Genomic DNA, 13,497 nt, shown 5'->3' on the forward strand with positions numbered 1-13,497 from the left:
TCCGGTCGTCCGTTCGGCGCTCCTCGGTGGCTGCCCGTGGTGGAACCACCACCGTACCCCGCAGAGCGCGTCGCGGTCGTGGTGGGAAGGGGGTTGCGCACGTCCAGCTCAACTCCCCGCGACCCCGGCGTGTTCCGCCGCGCGCCGGCGCACAGGCGCTGCACAGCGCTCGCCTCCCCCGCTCAGCCGGCGCCGAGCAGAGCGGCGAGGTCGGCCAGGACCTCCTGCACGGCGGTGCGCCGCACCTCGGCGCGCTCGCCCGCCAGCGCCAGCCGGCGGGCCGCGGCACCGCCCGGCAGCGCGTCGGCGGCGACGGCCACGAAGACGGTGCCCGCCGGGTGGCCGTCGGCCGGTCCCGGACCGGCGACACCGGTGGTGGCCAGGCCCACGTCGGCCCCCAGGCGGGCGCGGGCGCCGCGGGCCATCTGCCGCGCCACCTCGGCGTCCACGGGCCCGGTGCGGGCCAGCAGCGCACCGTCCACGCCCAGCAGCGACGCCTTCAGCTCGGTGGCGTAGGCGACGAGCCCGCCGCGCACCACGGCGGAGGCGCCGGGCACGTCCACCAGCGCCGCGCACACCAGCCCGCCGGTCAGCGACTCGGCCGTGGCGACCGTCAGCCCGGCGGCGCGCAGCGCGGCGACGACCCGCGCCGCGGCGGGCTCACCGGTGCTCACGGGCGTGCTCACCCGCGCAGGAGCTTCAGCCCGGCCGCGAAGTAGCCGCGGGCGCTGGTCAGGGTCAGCACCACGGCGGCGAGCATCACCAGCAGGGACGGCCAGTGCGCCCAGCCCGGCAGCGGCAGCACGAACAGCGCCACCGCGGCGATCTGCACGACCGTCTTGACCTTGCCGCCGCGGTCGGCGGGCAGGATGGTGCCGCGGCGGATGAGCAGGAAGCGCAGCAGCGTGACCAGCACCTCGCGGGCCAGGATCAGCGCGGTCATCCACCACGGCACGCGGCCCTGCACCGAGAGCACGACCAGCGCGCTGCCGATGAGCGCCTTGTCGGCCAGCGGGTCGGCGATCTTGCCGAAGTCGCTGACGGTGCCCCAGCGGCGGGCGAGGTGGCCGTCGTAGCGGTCGGTGATGCTGGCGACGGCGAACACGGCCGCCGCGGCCAGCCGCCAGCGCCAGTCCTCCCCGCCGTCCTCCGCCAGGAACCACACGAACAGCGGCACGAGCAGCAGCCGCAGCACCGTCAGCGCGTTCGGCAGGTGCGCCCGGTGGGCGGTGCGCCAGCCGCCGGAGCCGCCGGTGCGGGCGCTCACGCCGGCACGGGCGCCTCCGCGCCCACCAGCGGCTCGGCGAGCAGGTCGGCGCCGGACACGCCCGTCACGCGGGCGCGCACCAGGTCGCCGACGGCCACGCGGGTGCCGGCCGGCAGGTCCAGCTCCGTCTCGCCGTCCACGTCGGGGCCCTGGTGGGCGGCGCGGCCCACCACGTGCGGGTCGCCGTCCTCGTCGAGCACGGACTCCACGAGGACCTCCACGACCTCCCCGAGGCGGTCCTCGGCCCGCTGGGCCACCAGCTCCTCCACGAGGCGGCCGACGCGGTCGGCGCGGGCGGCCACGACGTCGTCGGGCAGCTTGCCGTCCAAGCCGGCGGCCTCGGTGCCGTCCTCGTCGGAGTAGCCGAACACGCCCACGACGTCCAGGCGGGCGCGCTCGAGGAAGGAGCACAGCTCGTCGACGTCGTCCTCGGTCTCGCCGGGGAAGCCGACGATGACGTTGGAGCGGATCCCGGCGAGGGGGGCGCGCTCGCGCACCTGCTCCAGCAGCGCCAGGAACGGCTCGGTGCCGCCGAAGCGGCGCATGCGGCGCAGCACCGCGGGCGCGGAGTGCTGGAACGAGAGGTCGAAGTAGGGCACGACGCCGTCGGTGCCGGTGAGCGCGTCCAGCAGGCCGGGGCGCACCTCGGCGGGCTGCAGGTAGGACACCCGCACCCGCTCGATGCCGTCGACGGCCGCGACGCGCGGCAGCAGGGCCTCCAGGGCGCGCAGGTCGCCGAGGTCCTTGCCGTAGCTGGTGGTGTTCTCGCTGACGAGGAACACCTCCTTGACGCCCTGCCCGGCCAGCCAGCGGGTCTCGGCGAGGACCTCGTCGGCGGGACGGGAGACGAAGGAGCCGCGGAAGGCGGGGATGGCGCAGAAGGTGCAGCGGCGGTCGCACCCGGCGGCGATCTTCACGGGCGCCCACGGCCCGGAGGCCAGGCGGCGGCGCACCACCCGCGGGCCGCTGGCGGGGGCCAGGCCGGCGGGCAGGTCCGGCAGCACGACGGGTGCGGCCGCCGCCCTGGCGGCCTGGCGCTCGGCGGGCGCCAGGGGCAGCAGGGTGCGCCGGTCGCGCGGCACGTGGGCGGCCGGCCGCTCGCCGTGCAGGACCGCCTCGAGGTGGCTGGACAGGTCGGCGTAGGAGTCGAAGCCGAGGACGGCGTCGGCCTCGGGCAGCGACTCGGCGAGGTCCTTGCCGTAGCGCTCGGCCAGGCAGCCCACGGCCACGACGGCGCCGGTGCGACCGGACTCCTTCAGGTCGGCGGCGGCCAGCACGGTGTCGATGGAGTCCTTCTTGGCCTGCTCGACGAAGCCGCAGGTGTTGACCACGGCGACGTCGGCGCCGTCGGCGTCGTCGACGAGGTCCCAGCCGGCGTCGGCGAGCCGGCCCGCCAGTTCTTCGGAGTCCACGTCGTTGCGGGCGCAGCCGAGGGTGACGAGGGCGACGGAGCGTCGTTGCGCGGAGGTGCCTGGCACGTGCCCAGGGTACGCAGTCCGGGCGGCGCGGACGGCCGCGCGGACGGCGGGGAGGGCTACCCGGCGCGCAGGCGGGAGGGCGGTGGGCCGGGGAAGGGCACGCGCCCCACCTCGCCGACCGCCGGGGCCTGCGCGGCGGCGGGCCCGGGCTGGGGACCCCGCGCCCCGGCGTCCGGGGCAGCGTCCGGCGCGGCGCCCGGTGCGGCGTCGTCCTCGGGACCGGGCTGGGCCGCCGGCACCTCCGCGTCCGGGGCGGGCGCCGGGTGCGGCTCCTCGAGCAGGGCGCGCATGGACCGGGTGGGCCGGAACCAGCCGCCGCCGGGAGGCAGCGCCGACAACCGGGTGCGTCCCAGGGAGACCTGGAAGGCGCCCGGGACGTCCTCGAGGTCCACGAACTCGATGTGCGGCGACTCCTGCGCGTAGCCGGCCACCTCCGCGAACGAGAGCACGACGCAGCGCACCCCGGCGCGGTGCAGCTCCTCCAGCGGGCCCAGGAAGTTGCGGCCGTCACCGCTGGCGACCACGAGGCGGCGCAGGCGGTGGGTGGCCGCGCGCTCGGCGATGTGCTCGAGCATGGCGTCGTCGACGTCGTCCTCGGGGTGCAGCTTGGGACGGGCGAAGACGGCGTAGCCGAAGCTGCGCAGCGCCTCGATCCAGCCGCGCAGCGAGACGGCGGCGGTGGGCTGGACGTTGGTGAACACGCAGCCCTCCACCTCGTGCTCGCCCGCCCCGGCCAGGAACCAGCGGGCGATGGCGTCGAAGCGGGGCCGGTCGGAGGAGGCGGGGCGCGAGCCGAGGATGGCCGACAGGGTCATGTCGACGTTCGGCGCGTCCCACACCAGCAGATCGAGGTCCCGGGCGGGCTCGGCTCGGCGCGGCGACTCCATGGTCCACAAGTTACACGGAGAGTTACTAAGATGCGACGTACGGCTAGCACTGGTGACGCCGCGTGTCGGTGGGGCCGAGCCCGAGCCGGCTGCGGGTGCGCCTGCAGCGCACGCTCACCAGCAGCGCGGCCCAGCAGCTGACGGCGCAGGTCACGCGCGCGAGAACCCCCAGCACCGTCGAGACGGCCGCGCCGTCGACCACCAGGTCGCGGCCCCGCACGACCAGCACGCCCACCACCGTCCAGAACGGCACGGCGGCCACCCGGTCGTCCTGCGCCACCGCGATCCGGCGCACGACGTCCTGCGACTCCCCGGGGCCGGTGCGGCTGGGCGGCCCGGTCCGCTCGTCGAGGACCTCGTCCGGGGGTGCGCCGGGGCACGCGCACCACGGGGGGCGGGCCCCCCAGGAGGTCGGCCAGGCGCCAACCCCCTGCGGGGAGCCTCTCCAGCAGCCCCAGCCCGCGGCCCCGCTCGTCGCGCAGCACCACCGCCGGGTTCCGGCCGACCTGGCCGAGGTGCGCCAGCAGCGCGCCGGGCGTCCGCTGCGCCGTTGCGGCCGGCCGCGCGACGGGGTCCCGCGCCACGTCCGCCTGCTCGCCCGTCAGCACCACCGCGTCGGCGGCGGCGCTCACGTCCACCTCGCGCACGCCGACGCCGACACCCGCCCGGCTCAGGGGCGGCCCCTCGGGCGGCTCCGGGTGCGCATGCCCCGCGCGCGCCTGGTCGCCCGGTCCTCGGGACGGGTCAGTGCTGCGTGAGCTCCCAGGCGTCCTCGGAACCGTCCCCCTGGACCTCCTCGAGGTCCGCGCCGGCGGCGGGCTCCACCGCCCGCGGCGGCTCCTCCCCGCGCATCAGCGCGAGGGTGGCCGGCAGGTCCTCCGGCCGCACCAGGACGTCGCGGGCCTTGGAGCCCTCGCTGGGCCCCACCACGCCGCGCGACTCCAGCAGGTCCATCAGCCGGCCGGCCTTGGCGAACCCGACCCGCAGCTTGCGCTGCAGCATGGAGGTGGAGCCGAACTGCGTGGTCACCACCAGCTCGGTGGCCTGCAGCAGGACGCCCAGGTCGTCGCCGACCTCCTCGTCGATCTGCTTCTTCTGCGCGGGGGCCACCACGTCGTCGCGGTAGCTGGGCGCCAGCTGCGACTTCACGTGCGAGACGACGGCCTCGATCTCGCTCTCGGTGACCCAGGCGCCCTGCACGCGCATCGGCTTGGAGGCGCCCATCGGCAGGAACAGCGCGTCGCCCTGCCCCACCAGCTTCTCGGCGCCCGGCTGGTCCAGCACGACGCGCGAGTCCGCCAGCGAGGACGTCGCGAACGCCAGGCGGGACGGCACGTTGGCCTTGATCAGGCCGGTGACCACGTCCACCGAGGGCCGCTGCGTGGCCAGGACCAGGTGGATGCCCGCGGCGCGCGCCAGCTGGGTGATCCGCTGGATGGAGGCCTCCACGTCGCGGGGGGCGACCATCATGAGGTCGGCGAGCTCGTCGACGATGACCAGCAGGTACGGGTAGGGCTGCAGCACCCGCTGCGAGCCCTCCGGGGGCTTCACCTTCCCCGCGCGCACGGCGCTGTTGAAGTCGTCGATGTGCTTGAACCCGAAGGCGGCGAGGTCGTCGTAGCGCAGGTCCATCTCGCGCACGACCCACTCCAGGGCCTCGGCGGCCTTCTTGGGGTTGGTGATGATCGGCGTGATGAGGTGCGGGATGCCCTCGTAGATCGTCAGCTCCACGCGCTTGGGGTCCACCAGGACCATGCGCACCTCGTCGGGCGTGGCCCGCATGAGGATGGAGGTGATCATCGAGTTGACGAAGCTCGACTTGCCGGCCCCGGTGGCGCCCGCGACCAGCAGGTGCGGCATCTTCGCGAGGTTGGCGATCACGAAGCCGCCCTCGACGTCCTTGCCCACGCCCATGACCATCGGGTGCTCGCTGCGGGTGGCCACCTGGCTGCGCAGCACGTCGCCCAGCGAGACGGTCTCGCGGTCGGTGTTGGGGATCTCGATGCCGATGGCGGACTTGCCCGGGATCGGCGAGAGGATCCGCACGTCGGCGCTGGCCACCGCGTAGGCGATGTTCTTGGACAGCTGCGTGACGCGCTCGACCTTGGTGCCGGAACCCAGCTCCACCTCGTAGCGGGTGACGGTCGGCCCGCGGGAGAAGCCGGTGACGCGCGCGTCGATGTCGAACTGGTCCAGCACTCCCGACAGCGCCTCGACGACGCGGTCGTTGGCGGCGCTGCGCTCCTTCGGCGGCGTACCGGGATCGAGGCTGGACGCCTCCGGCAGGGTGTAGGTGACGTCGCCGGCCAGGGCGAGCTGCTCGATGCGCGGGGGCATCGGCGTGTGCGGCGGCGCGGGAAGGTCCTCGGGCTCGGCGGCGGGCACCGCGGCGGCGTCGACCGCGGGCTTCGCGGGGCGGCGCTCCCCCGGGCGCGGGGCGCGAGCACCTGCCGGCGCCCCGGTGCGCAGCTCGGCGCCGGACCCGGCCCCGTCCGTGGCGACGGCCTGCTCGAAGGCCTCGTCGCCGGCGCGGGCCTCGAGCTCCCGGGCTTCGCGCTGGCGCTCCCGGCGGCTCTTGCGCGGCTCGGCGGCACCCTCCTCGTCGGGCGCCTCCTCGTCGGGCGCTGCCCCGCCCTGCGCGGCGGCGCGGGCGCGGGCCAGCGCGGAGGCGGGCAGGTCCTTGCGGCGGCCGGTGGCGGAGGTGCGGGCACCGCCCCGTTCCTCGGCGGGCGGGTGGGGGTGGTGCGTCAGGCGCTCGTACACCTCGCGCAGGCGCGCGGGGATGGCGTGCACGGGGGTGGCGGTGACGACGAGCAGGCCGAAGAACCCCAGCAGCAGCAACAGCGGCACGGTGACCCAGTTCGTCAGCGCCGTGGACAGCGGCCCGGCGACCAGGAAGCCGACCATCCCGCCGGCCTCGGTGACGACGTCGGCGCCGGCCGGGCCCGTGGGCGAGGGCGCGTCGGCGGCCAGGTGCACCAGGCCCGCCGCCGACAGGGTCAGGGCCGTGGTGCCCACGACGGCGCGGGTGGTGGTGCGGGTGCGGTCGGGGTGGCGCAGCAGGTGCACGGCCAGGCCCAGCAGCGCCACGGGCAGGGCGAGGGCGACCTCGCCGAACGTGCCGGCGGCGACGGTGTGGATGACGGCACCGGCGCGGCCGGGCAGCCCCCACCACTCGCGGGCGGCGACGACCAGGGCCAGCCCGAGCAGGGCCAGCCCGGCGCCGTCGCGGCGCAGCTCGGGGTCCAGGTCGCGCGCCCCGCTGCCGACGCGGCGGGCGGCACCGCCGACGACGTGGGCGAGGCCCAGCCAGAGCGCGGAGACGGCCCGCACCGGCCAGCTGGGGCCGCTGCGCACGGGAGCGGGCCGCTTGGCGGGGGCCCGGCCGGCGGCCGGGCGGGCGCCTGAGCCGGACGCCCGGGCGGGTGCCTTCGCGGGCGTCTTGGCAGGCGTCTTCGCGGTCCCGGCCTTGGCCACCGTCGAGGTCCCTCCCTTGGCGGTGCGCGCGGGCGTGCCCCGCGCGGCGGAGCGGGCGGCGGGCGGACGCGCACCGCTCCCCCTGGTCGCCCGCTCCGGCGCGGTGGTGCGTGCGTTGGTGCGGGGGGCCATGCGCCTCACCGTACCGAGGTGCGCGCGCTCCGGCCGGGCGGCGCGCCCGCACCGCGCGGGTGCCGGGTGCCGGGGGCGGCGACCGGCGCCGGGGGGCGCGACACGCCGCGACCCGGTGGTGACGGGCCGTGGTCTGGCCAGACTGTGCCCCGTGGCCGCCCCCTCGCCCTCCCCCACCGACGCCCCCACCACCGCCCGCGTGGTGGGGGTGGACCTGGCGCGGGCGGTGGCGATCGCGGGGATGATGGCCGCGCACGTGCTGCCGGAGGCGGCGCCGGGTCTGCCCGGCGCCCTGTACGACCTGGCGGACGGGCGCGCCTCGGGCCTGTTCGGCGTCCTGGCCGGGGTGTCGCTGGGGTTGTCGACCCGTCGCACCCCGCCCGCGGCGCGCTCGCGCACCGCGGCGCGCGCGGGGATCGCGGTGCGCGGGCTGCTGGTGGCGCTGCTGGGCCTGGCGCTGGTGAGCGCCGGCAGCCGCGTCGCGATCGTCCTCCCCTACTACGGGGTGGCGTTCCTGCTGGTCCTGCCCGCGCTGTGGTGGCCGGCGCGGCGGCTGGCGGTGCTGGCCGGGGCGTGGCTGGTCGCGGGTCCGCTGGTGGGCTTCGGGCTGCGCGGCGCGTACGGGCTGGACCCGGTGTACGAGCAGCCGACGCTCCTGGGCCTGGCGCACCCCGGGGAGCTGCTGCGCACGCTGCTGCTGACCGGCTACTACCCGGTGATCGGCTGGACGGGGTACCTGCTGCTGGGGCTGGCGGTGGCGCGGGCGGGCCTGCTCGGGGCGCCGGCCGCGCTGCGGCTGCTGGGGACCGGCGTGGTGCTGGCGGCGGGGGCGCGGGTGGTCAGCGCGCTGCTGCTGGGGCCGGGCGGGGGGCTGGCGCGGCTGGCGGAGCTGGGCGTGGCACCCGGCACGCCGTCGTGGGCGTTCCACGGCACGGTGCCCACGGCCTCGCCGTGGTTCCTGGCGGTGGCCGAGCCGCACTCGGGAACGCCGCTGGACCTGCTGCACACCTCCGGCACGGCCCTGCTGGTGCTGGGCGCCGCGCTGCTGCTGCCGGCGGCCGCGACGCGGTTCCTGCGCCCGGTGGCGGCGTTCGGGTCGATGCCGCTGTCGGTGTACACCGCTCACGTGCTGGCGCTGGCGGCGCACCCCGGTGACAGCCCGGCGCTGCTGGCCGGGCACGTGCTGGTGGGGGTGGCGCTGGCCACGGCCTGGCAGCTGACCGCCGGGCGCGGTCCCCTGGAAGGGGTGCTGTCCTCGGCGGCGCGCGGCGCGGCGGGGCTGGTGGCCCCCGCCGCGCCGCGCTGAGCGGGACGCCTCAGCCGCGACCCCACAGGTCGAGCTGCTCGACGGCGACGGGCTGCCCGCTCGCCAGGGAGGCGTTGCCGGCGATGCCCACGGCCACGGCCCGCACTCCGTCGGTGTAGTCGGCCGGGGTGCCCAGGGGGTCCTCGCCGGGGCCGACGAAGACGTCGCGCAGCAGCTTCACGTCGCCGCCGCCGTGCCCGCCCTCGCCGTTCTCGATGGGCACCTCGCGGGCGGTGCCCCAGTGCTCCTGCACCAGCAGGCGCTCGGAGACGGGCCGCTCGTCGCGCTCGTCGCGCGCCTCGGGCACGGCGCTGGGGTCCAGCCACGCCTCGGCGGTGACGGCGCCGCGCTCGACGACGGTGAGCTCGGCGCGCCCGGCGGTGCCGTTGACGGCGACGGTGTAGCCCTCCCAGGGGGCGTGGGCGTTGAGGGAGTACGACATCGACGGCCCGCCGGCGTAGTCCACGACGAGGGAGAGGTTGTCCTCGATGTCGATCTCCCCGCTGAAGACGTCCTGGTCGCGCAGGTACCCGTCGTGCTGCTCGTTGCCCAGGTACAGCTCCTGCAGCAGCTCGTCGCTGCGCAGGTCCAGCTGGAAGGGGTCGGTGGCGTCGCCGCCGGTGCCGCGCGCGGGGCGGGGGCCCAGTCCGCGGGTGGCGGCGTTCTTCGGCCCGTAGAAGCGCAGGCCGCCGCTGGCGAAGACGCGCCGGGGCTCGTCGTCGATCCACCAGTTGACGAGGTCGAAGTGGTGGGACGCCTTGTGCACGAGCAGGCCACCGGAGTTCTCCTTGCGGCGGTGCCAGCGGCGGAAGTAGTCCGCGCCGTGCTTGGTGTCCAGGACCCACTCGAAGTGCACGGAGGTGACGGTGCCGATGCCGCCGGAGGCGATGACGCGCTTGAGGGCGGTGTTGCGCGGGGAGTACCGGTAGTTGAACGTCATGACGACGGAGCGGCCGCTGCGGCGCACCGCGTCCACGATGCGCCGGGCGCCGTCCGCGTCGGTGGTCAGGGGCTTCTCGACCACGACGTCGGCACCGGCCAGCAGGGAACGGGACACGAGGTCGGCGTGGGTGTGGTCGGGTGAGGTGACCACGACGCGGTCCAGTCGCTCGTCGGCGATGACCCGTTCCAGCTCGTCGGGGTGGAAGAGCCGGGGCGCCTGCGCACCGGCGGCGACGGCGGCGTCGCGGTGGAACTGCGCGCGCCCGGGGTTGGTGTCGCCCAGGGCGACCAGCGCGGCGTCGGCGGCGTGCGCCCCCGTCATCGCGTCGACGTACATCCGGGCGCGCGAACCGCACCCCACGAGGCCGTAGCGGCGCTGAACCATCGTCTCTCCTTCGAGCACAGGTCGTGAAAGCCTTTTCCCGCTTCGAACCGTAGGCTCCGGGTCGAACGCCGTCAACGACGAGGAGCACCGGTGCCCGAGCACGCGCCCGACCCCGCCGCAGGGGTCCTGGCCCCCACCCCGCCCATGGGCTGGAACAGCTGGGACTGCTTCGGCACCACCGTGACCGAGGCCGAGGTGCTCGCCAACGCCGACCACCTGGCCGAGCACCTGCTCCCGCACGGCTGGGACACGGTCGTCGTGGACATCCAGTGGTACGAGCCGGTGACGCAGGCGGGCGGGTACCGGCCGGTGTCCGAGCCGGTGCTGGACGCGCACGGTCGGCAGCTGCCCGCCCCGAACCGCTTCCCCTCCGCGGCGGGCGGGGCCGGGTTCGCCCCGCTGGCCGCGGCCGTGCACGAGCGGGGGCTGCGCTTCGGCCTGCACGTCATGCGCGGCATCCCGCGCAGGGCCGTCGAGCTGGACCTGCCGGTGCTGGGCACGGACGCCACCGCCCGCGACATCGCCGTCCCGCAGGACGACTGCTCCTGGAACCCCGACAACGTCGGCGTCGACCTCGACCACCCCGCCGGGCAGGCCTGGTACGACGCGCAGGTCGCGCAGTTCGCCGCCTGGGGCGTGGACTACCTCAAGCTCGACGACGTCCTGCACCCATACCACGACCGCGACGTGGCCGCCTACGCCGAGGCGATCCGCCGCAGCGGGCGCCCGATCGTGCTGTCCCTGTCCCCCGGCCGGCGGCTGTCCCTGGCGCGCGCGGAGCACCTGCGCGAGCACGCGCAGGTGTGGCGGGTCAGCGACGACCTGTGGGACCGCTGGGAGGACGTGCGCGAGCAGTTCCAGCGCGCGGCCCGCTGGGCCCCCGGCCAGGCCCCGGGCGGCTGGGCGGACCTGGACATGCTGCCGCTGGGCCGCGTCGGCATCCGGGCCGAGCGCGGCGAGGACCGCCTCAGCCGCCTCACGCTCGACGAGCAGCGCACGCTGGTGACCCTGTGGTGCGTCGCCCGCTCACCGCTGATGTTCGGCGGGCACCTGCCCGACACCCCTGCGGAGACCCACGCCCTGCTGACCAACGACGCGGTGCTGGAGGTGCTGCGCGCGAGCCGGGGCAACCGGGAGGTGCTCCGGGACGAGGAGCTGGTGGTGTGGACGGCGCACCTGCCCGCGGGCACGTGCGTGGCGGTGTTCTGGCTCGGCGACGAGCCCAGCGGACCGCTGCGGCTGAGCGCCGGCGACCTGGGCGCGGACTCCGCAGCGTCGGCACGGGACCTGTGGTCGGGTCAGCAGGTGCCGCTCGACGGCGGTGCGGTGCAGCTGGAGGTGCCCGCCCACGGCACGAGGCTGCTGCTGCTGGCCACGGTCGGCTGAGGGCACCACGACCGCCGCCCGAGGGCGCGGGCCGGGCAGCGCCGCGCGCTCACACCAGCCCGTGCGCGTGCATCGCCTCCGCGACCCGGGTGAAGCCGGCGATGTTGGCGCCGACGACGAGGTCGCCGGGCGAGCCGTACTCCTCGGCGGCCTGCGCGCAGCGGTCGTGGATGTCGTGCATGATCTGCTCCAGCCGCGCCTCGGTGTGCTCGAAGGTCCAGCTGTCGCGGGAGGCGTTCTGCTGCATCTCCAGGGCGGAGGTGGCCACGCCGCCGGCGTTGGCGGCCTTGCCCGGGCCGAAGGCCGTGCCGGCCTGGCGGAACACCTCCAGCGCCCCGGGGGTCGAGGGCATGTTCGCGCCCTCGGAGACGGCGATGCAGCCGTTGCGCACCAGCAGCGCGGCCGCGTCGGCGTCGAGCTCGTTCTGGGTGGCCGAGGGGATCGCCACGTGGCAGGGCACCTCCCACACCGAGCCTTCGGGGACGTGGCGGGCGGAGGCGACGCGCTCGGCGTAGTCGCTCAGACGGCCGCGCTCCACCTCCTTGACCTGCTGCAGCACCTGCAGGTCCAGGCCGCCCTCGTCGACGAGGTACCCGCTGGAGTCGGAACAGGCGATCACCGTCGCACCCAGCTGCGTCGCCTTCTGCACGGCGTACAGGGCGACGTTCCCGGAGCCGGAGACCACGACCGTGCGCCCCTCGAGGGACGTCCCGCGGGCGGCGAGCATCTCGGAGGCGAAGAAGGTCGCGCCGTAGCCGGTCGCCTCGGTCCGCACCCGTGCGCCGCCCCAGGTCAGGCCCTTGCCGGTGAGGACGCCGGACTCGTACCGGTTGGTGATGCGCTTGTACTGGCCGAACAGGTACCCGATCTCCCGGGCCCCCACCCCGATGTCCCCGGCGGGGACGTCGGTGTGCTCCCCCAGGTGCCGGTACAGCTCCGTCATGAACGACTGGCAGAACCGCATGACCTCGGCGTCGGAACGGCCCTTGGGGTCGAAGTCGGAGCCGCCCTTGCCGCCGCCGATCGGCATGCCGGTCAGGGCGTTCTTGAAGATCTGCTCGAAGCCCAGGAACTTGACGATGCCCAGGTAGACGGAGGGGTGGAAGCGCAGCCCGCCCTTGTACGGGCCCAGGGCGGAGTTGAACTCCACGCGGAAGCCGCGGTTGATCTGCACCTCGCCCCGGTCGTCGGTCCACGGCACTCGGAAGATGATCTGGCGCTCGGGCTCGCAGATGCGCTCGATGGTCTTCAGGTCGGTGTACTCGGGGTGGCGCGCCAGTACGGGGGCCAGCGACTCGAGCACCTCCCGCACGGCCTGGTGGAACTCCTGCTCGGCGGGGTTGCGTCGGACGACGTCCTCGTAGATGTCCTCGACGGTCGAGGCTGCGCGCGTCATGGTGGTGCTTCCTCCTGCGGCTCTGCGGAACGGCGTTCGCGGGCGCGTCCGGCGGGAGGTGCCCGCGGTGCGCGGTGAGGAGCCTACGGCCGAACCCGGTTCACCCCACCACGGCGGGGGTAAGCCCCCCGCATGGCTGAGGAGGAGAACCCCGACCCGGAAGACCTGCCGAGCACCGTCGCCCGCTCGGACGCGAAGGCGCAGCGCACCTACGCCAAGACGCTCCAGCACGCCGAGGAGGAGTACGGCGACGGCCGGCGCGCCCACCAGACCGCCTACGCCGCGCTGAAGCACACGCACGAGAAGGTCGGCGACCACTGGGAGCCGAAGGACCACGCGGGCCCCTCGGACGCGCAGGCCGAGGGCGGGCGCGACACCGACCGCGAGACCGCCGGCGGGGTCGACGCGAACGCGACGAAGGAGCACCTGCTGGACGTCGCCCGCCGCCTGGACGTCCCGGGCCGCTCCTCGATGACCAAGGACGAACTGGTCGACGCCGTCCGGAAGGCGAACGACCGCGCGACGCGGAAGGCGCGCGAGGAGGGCTGACGGTGCCGGGTGCGGGTCTTCGCGCATGATCCGCCCCACGGCGGGTACCTGCTGTCCACCAGTCCCGATCGGTGGAGAGGAGGGGTCGTCGTGGGTCTGATCTCCGGCGTCCTCAAGGGCGCAGCGGTGCAGAAGATCGTCAGCAGGCTCGCGGGCGGCAAGCGCCGCTCCTGAGCGGGACGGGGGGGGGGGGGGGGGGGGGGCCCCCCCCCCCCCCCCCCCCCCCCCCCCCCCCCCCCCCCCCCCCCCCGCCCCCCCCCCCCCCCCCCCCCCCCCCCCCCCCCCCCCCCCC

The 13,497-nt window shown here is 76.1% G+C and carries 12 protein-coding genes; 4 read left to right on the forward strand and 8 right to left on the reverse strand.

Annotated features, from left to right (window positions below):
- Positions 1–182: 182 nt before the first annotated feature.
- The 6 genes from ACRYR9_RS14055 to ACRYR9_RS14080 all read right to left on the reverse strand — a co-directional run bounded on the left by ACRYR9_RS14055 (position 183) and on the right by ACRYR9_RS14080 (position 6,941).
- A complete protein-coding gene (locus ACRYR9_RS14055) occupies positions 183–686 on the reverse strand; it encodes a CinA family protein (protein ID WP_432496559.1) in 504 nt (167 codons plus the stop codon).
- Entirely contained in the window at positions 683–1,267 is a 585-nt protein-coding gene (pgsA, locus tag ACRYR9_RS14060; RefSeq protein ID WP_432496556.1) for a CDP-diacylglycerol--glycerol-3-phosphate 3-phosphatidyltransferase, read from the reverse strand. The genes ACRYR9_RS14055 and pgsA overlap by 4 nt, the downstream gene beginning before the upstream one ends.
- Positions 1,264–2,745, reverse strand: a complete 1,482-nt coding sequence (gene rimO, locus ACRYR9_RS14065; RefSeq protein ID WP_432496553.1) for a 30S ribosomal protein S12 methylthiotransferase RimO — start codon at positions 2,743–2,745, stop codon at positions 1,264–1,266. The genes pgsA and rimO overlap by 4 nt, the downstream gene beginning before the upstream one ends.
- Positions 2,746–2,801: 56 nt before the next feature.
- Complete coding sequence (locus ACRYR9_RS14070; protein ID WP_432496551.1) at positions 2,802–3,632, reverse strand: NYN domain-containing protein; 831 nt, start codon at positions 3,630–3,632, stop codon at positions 2,802–2,804.
- A 43-nt stretch (positions 3,633–3,675) separates the two neighbouring features.
- On the reverse strand, positions 3,676–3,927 hold the full coding sequence (locus ACRYR9_RS14075) for a hypothetical protein (protein WP_432496549.1): 252 nt from the start codon (positions 3,925–3,927) through the stop codon (positions 3,676–3,678).
- 449 nt (positions 3,928–4,376) lie between these two features.
- Positions 4,377–6,941, reverse strand: coding sequence for an FtsK/SpoIIIE family DNA translocase (locus ACRYR9_RS14080; RefSeq protein WP_432496593.1), 2,565 nt, complete (start codon positions 6,939–6,941; stop codon positions 4,377–4,379).
- A 451-nt stretch (positions 6,942–7,392) separates the two neighbouring features.
- Between ACRYR9_RS14080 and ACRYR9_RS14085 the strand changes: the two genes are divergently transcribed.
- On the forward strand, positions 7,393–8,547 hold the full coding sequence (locus tag ACRYR9_RS14085; protein WP_432496547.1) for a heparan-alpha-glucosaminide N-acetyltransferase domain-containing protein: 1,155 nt from the start codon (positions 7,393–7,395) through the stop codon (positions 8,545–8,547).
- 10 nt (positions 8,548–8,557) lie between these two features.
- Here ACRYR9_RS14085 and ACRYR9_RS14090 read toward each other — a convergent pair whose 3' ends face one another.
- Positions 8,558–9,874 carry a Gfo/Idh/MocA family protein gene (locus ACRYR9_RS14090; protein WP_432496544.1) on the reverse strand — a complete coding sequence of 439 codons (1,317 nt, stop codon included), beginning with the start codon at positions 9,872–9,874 and terminating at the stop codon, positions 8,558–8,560.
- 144 nt (positions 9,875–10,018) lie between these two features.
- Between ACRYR9_RS14090 and ACRYR9_RS14095 the strand changes: the two genes are divergently transcribed.
- Positions 10,019–11,260, forward strand: a complete 1,242-nt coding sequence (locus ACRYR9_RS14095; protein ID WP_432496591.1) for a glycoside hydrolase family 27 protein — start codon at positions 10,019–10,021, stop codon at positions 11,258–11,260.
- Between the two features lie 49 nt (positions 11,261–11,309).
- On the opposite strand, the gene gdhA is transcribed toward ACRYR9_RS14095, so the two are convergent.
- Positions 11,310–12,656 (reverse strand): NADP-specific glutamate dehydrogenase, encoded by a 1,347-nt coding sequence (gene gdhA, locus ACRYR9_RS14100; RefSeq protein WP_432496541.1) that lies wholly within the window; start codon positions 12,654–12,656, stop codon positions 11,310–11,312.
- A 132-nt stretch (positions 12,657–12,788) separates the two neighbouring features.
- Here gdhA and ACRYR9_RS14105 point away from each other — a divergent pair, with 132 nt between their 5' ends.
- Together ACRYR9_RS14105 and ACRYR9_RS14110 are read left to right on the forward strand one after the other, a co-directional pair.
- The gene (locus ACRYR9_RS14105; RefSeq protein ID WP_432496539.1) at positions 12,789–13,205 is read left to right on the forward strand and encodes a ChaB family protein; all 417 of its coding nucleotides are present in this window, start codon (positions 12,789–12,791) and stop codon (positions 13,203–13,205) included.
- A 9-nt stretch (positions 13,206–13,214) separates the two neighbouring features.
- Positions 13,215–13,379: a hypothetical protein gene (locus ACRYR9_RS14110; protein WP_432496537.1), complete on the forward strand. Its 165-nt coding sequence runs from the start codon at positions 13,215–13,217 to the stop codon at positions 13,377–13,379.
- Positions 13,380–13,497: the final 118 nt, after the last annotated feature.

The organism is Kineococcus auxinigenes, assembly GCF_050871525.1.
GTDB lineage: Bacteria > Actinomycetota > Actinomycetes > Actinomycetales > Kineococcaceae > Kineococcus.

Coding starts and splice junctions, on each gene's coding strand:
- ACRYR9_RS14070 (WP_432496551.1), bottom strand. CDS start 3,632: ATGGAGTCGCCGCGCCGAGCCGAGCCCGCCCGGGACCTCGATCTGCTG.
- ACRYR9_RS14090 (WP_432496544.1), bottom strand. CDS start 9,874: ATGGTTCAGCGCCGCTACGGCCTCGTGGGGTGCGGTTCGCGCGCCCGG.
- ACRYR9_RS14095 (WP_432496591.1), top strand. CDS start 10,019: ATGGGCTGGAACAGCTGGGACTGCTTCGGCACCACCGTGACCGAGGCC.
- gdhA (WP_432496541.1), bottom strand. CDS start 12,656: ATGACGCGCGCAGCCTCGACCGTCGAGGACATCTACGAGGACGTCGTC.
- ACRYR9_RS14105 (WP_432496539.1), top strand. CDS start 12,789: ATGGCTGAGGAGGAGAACCCCGACCCGGAAGACCTGCCGAGCACCGTC.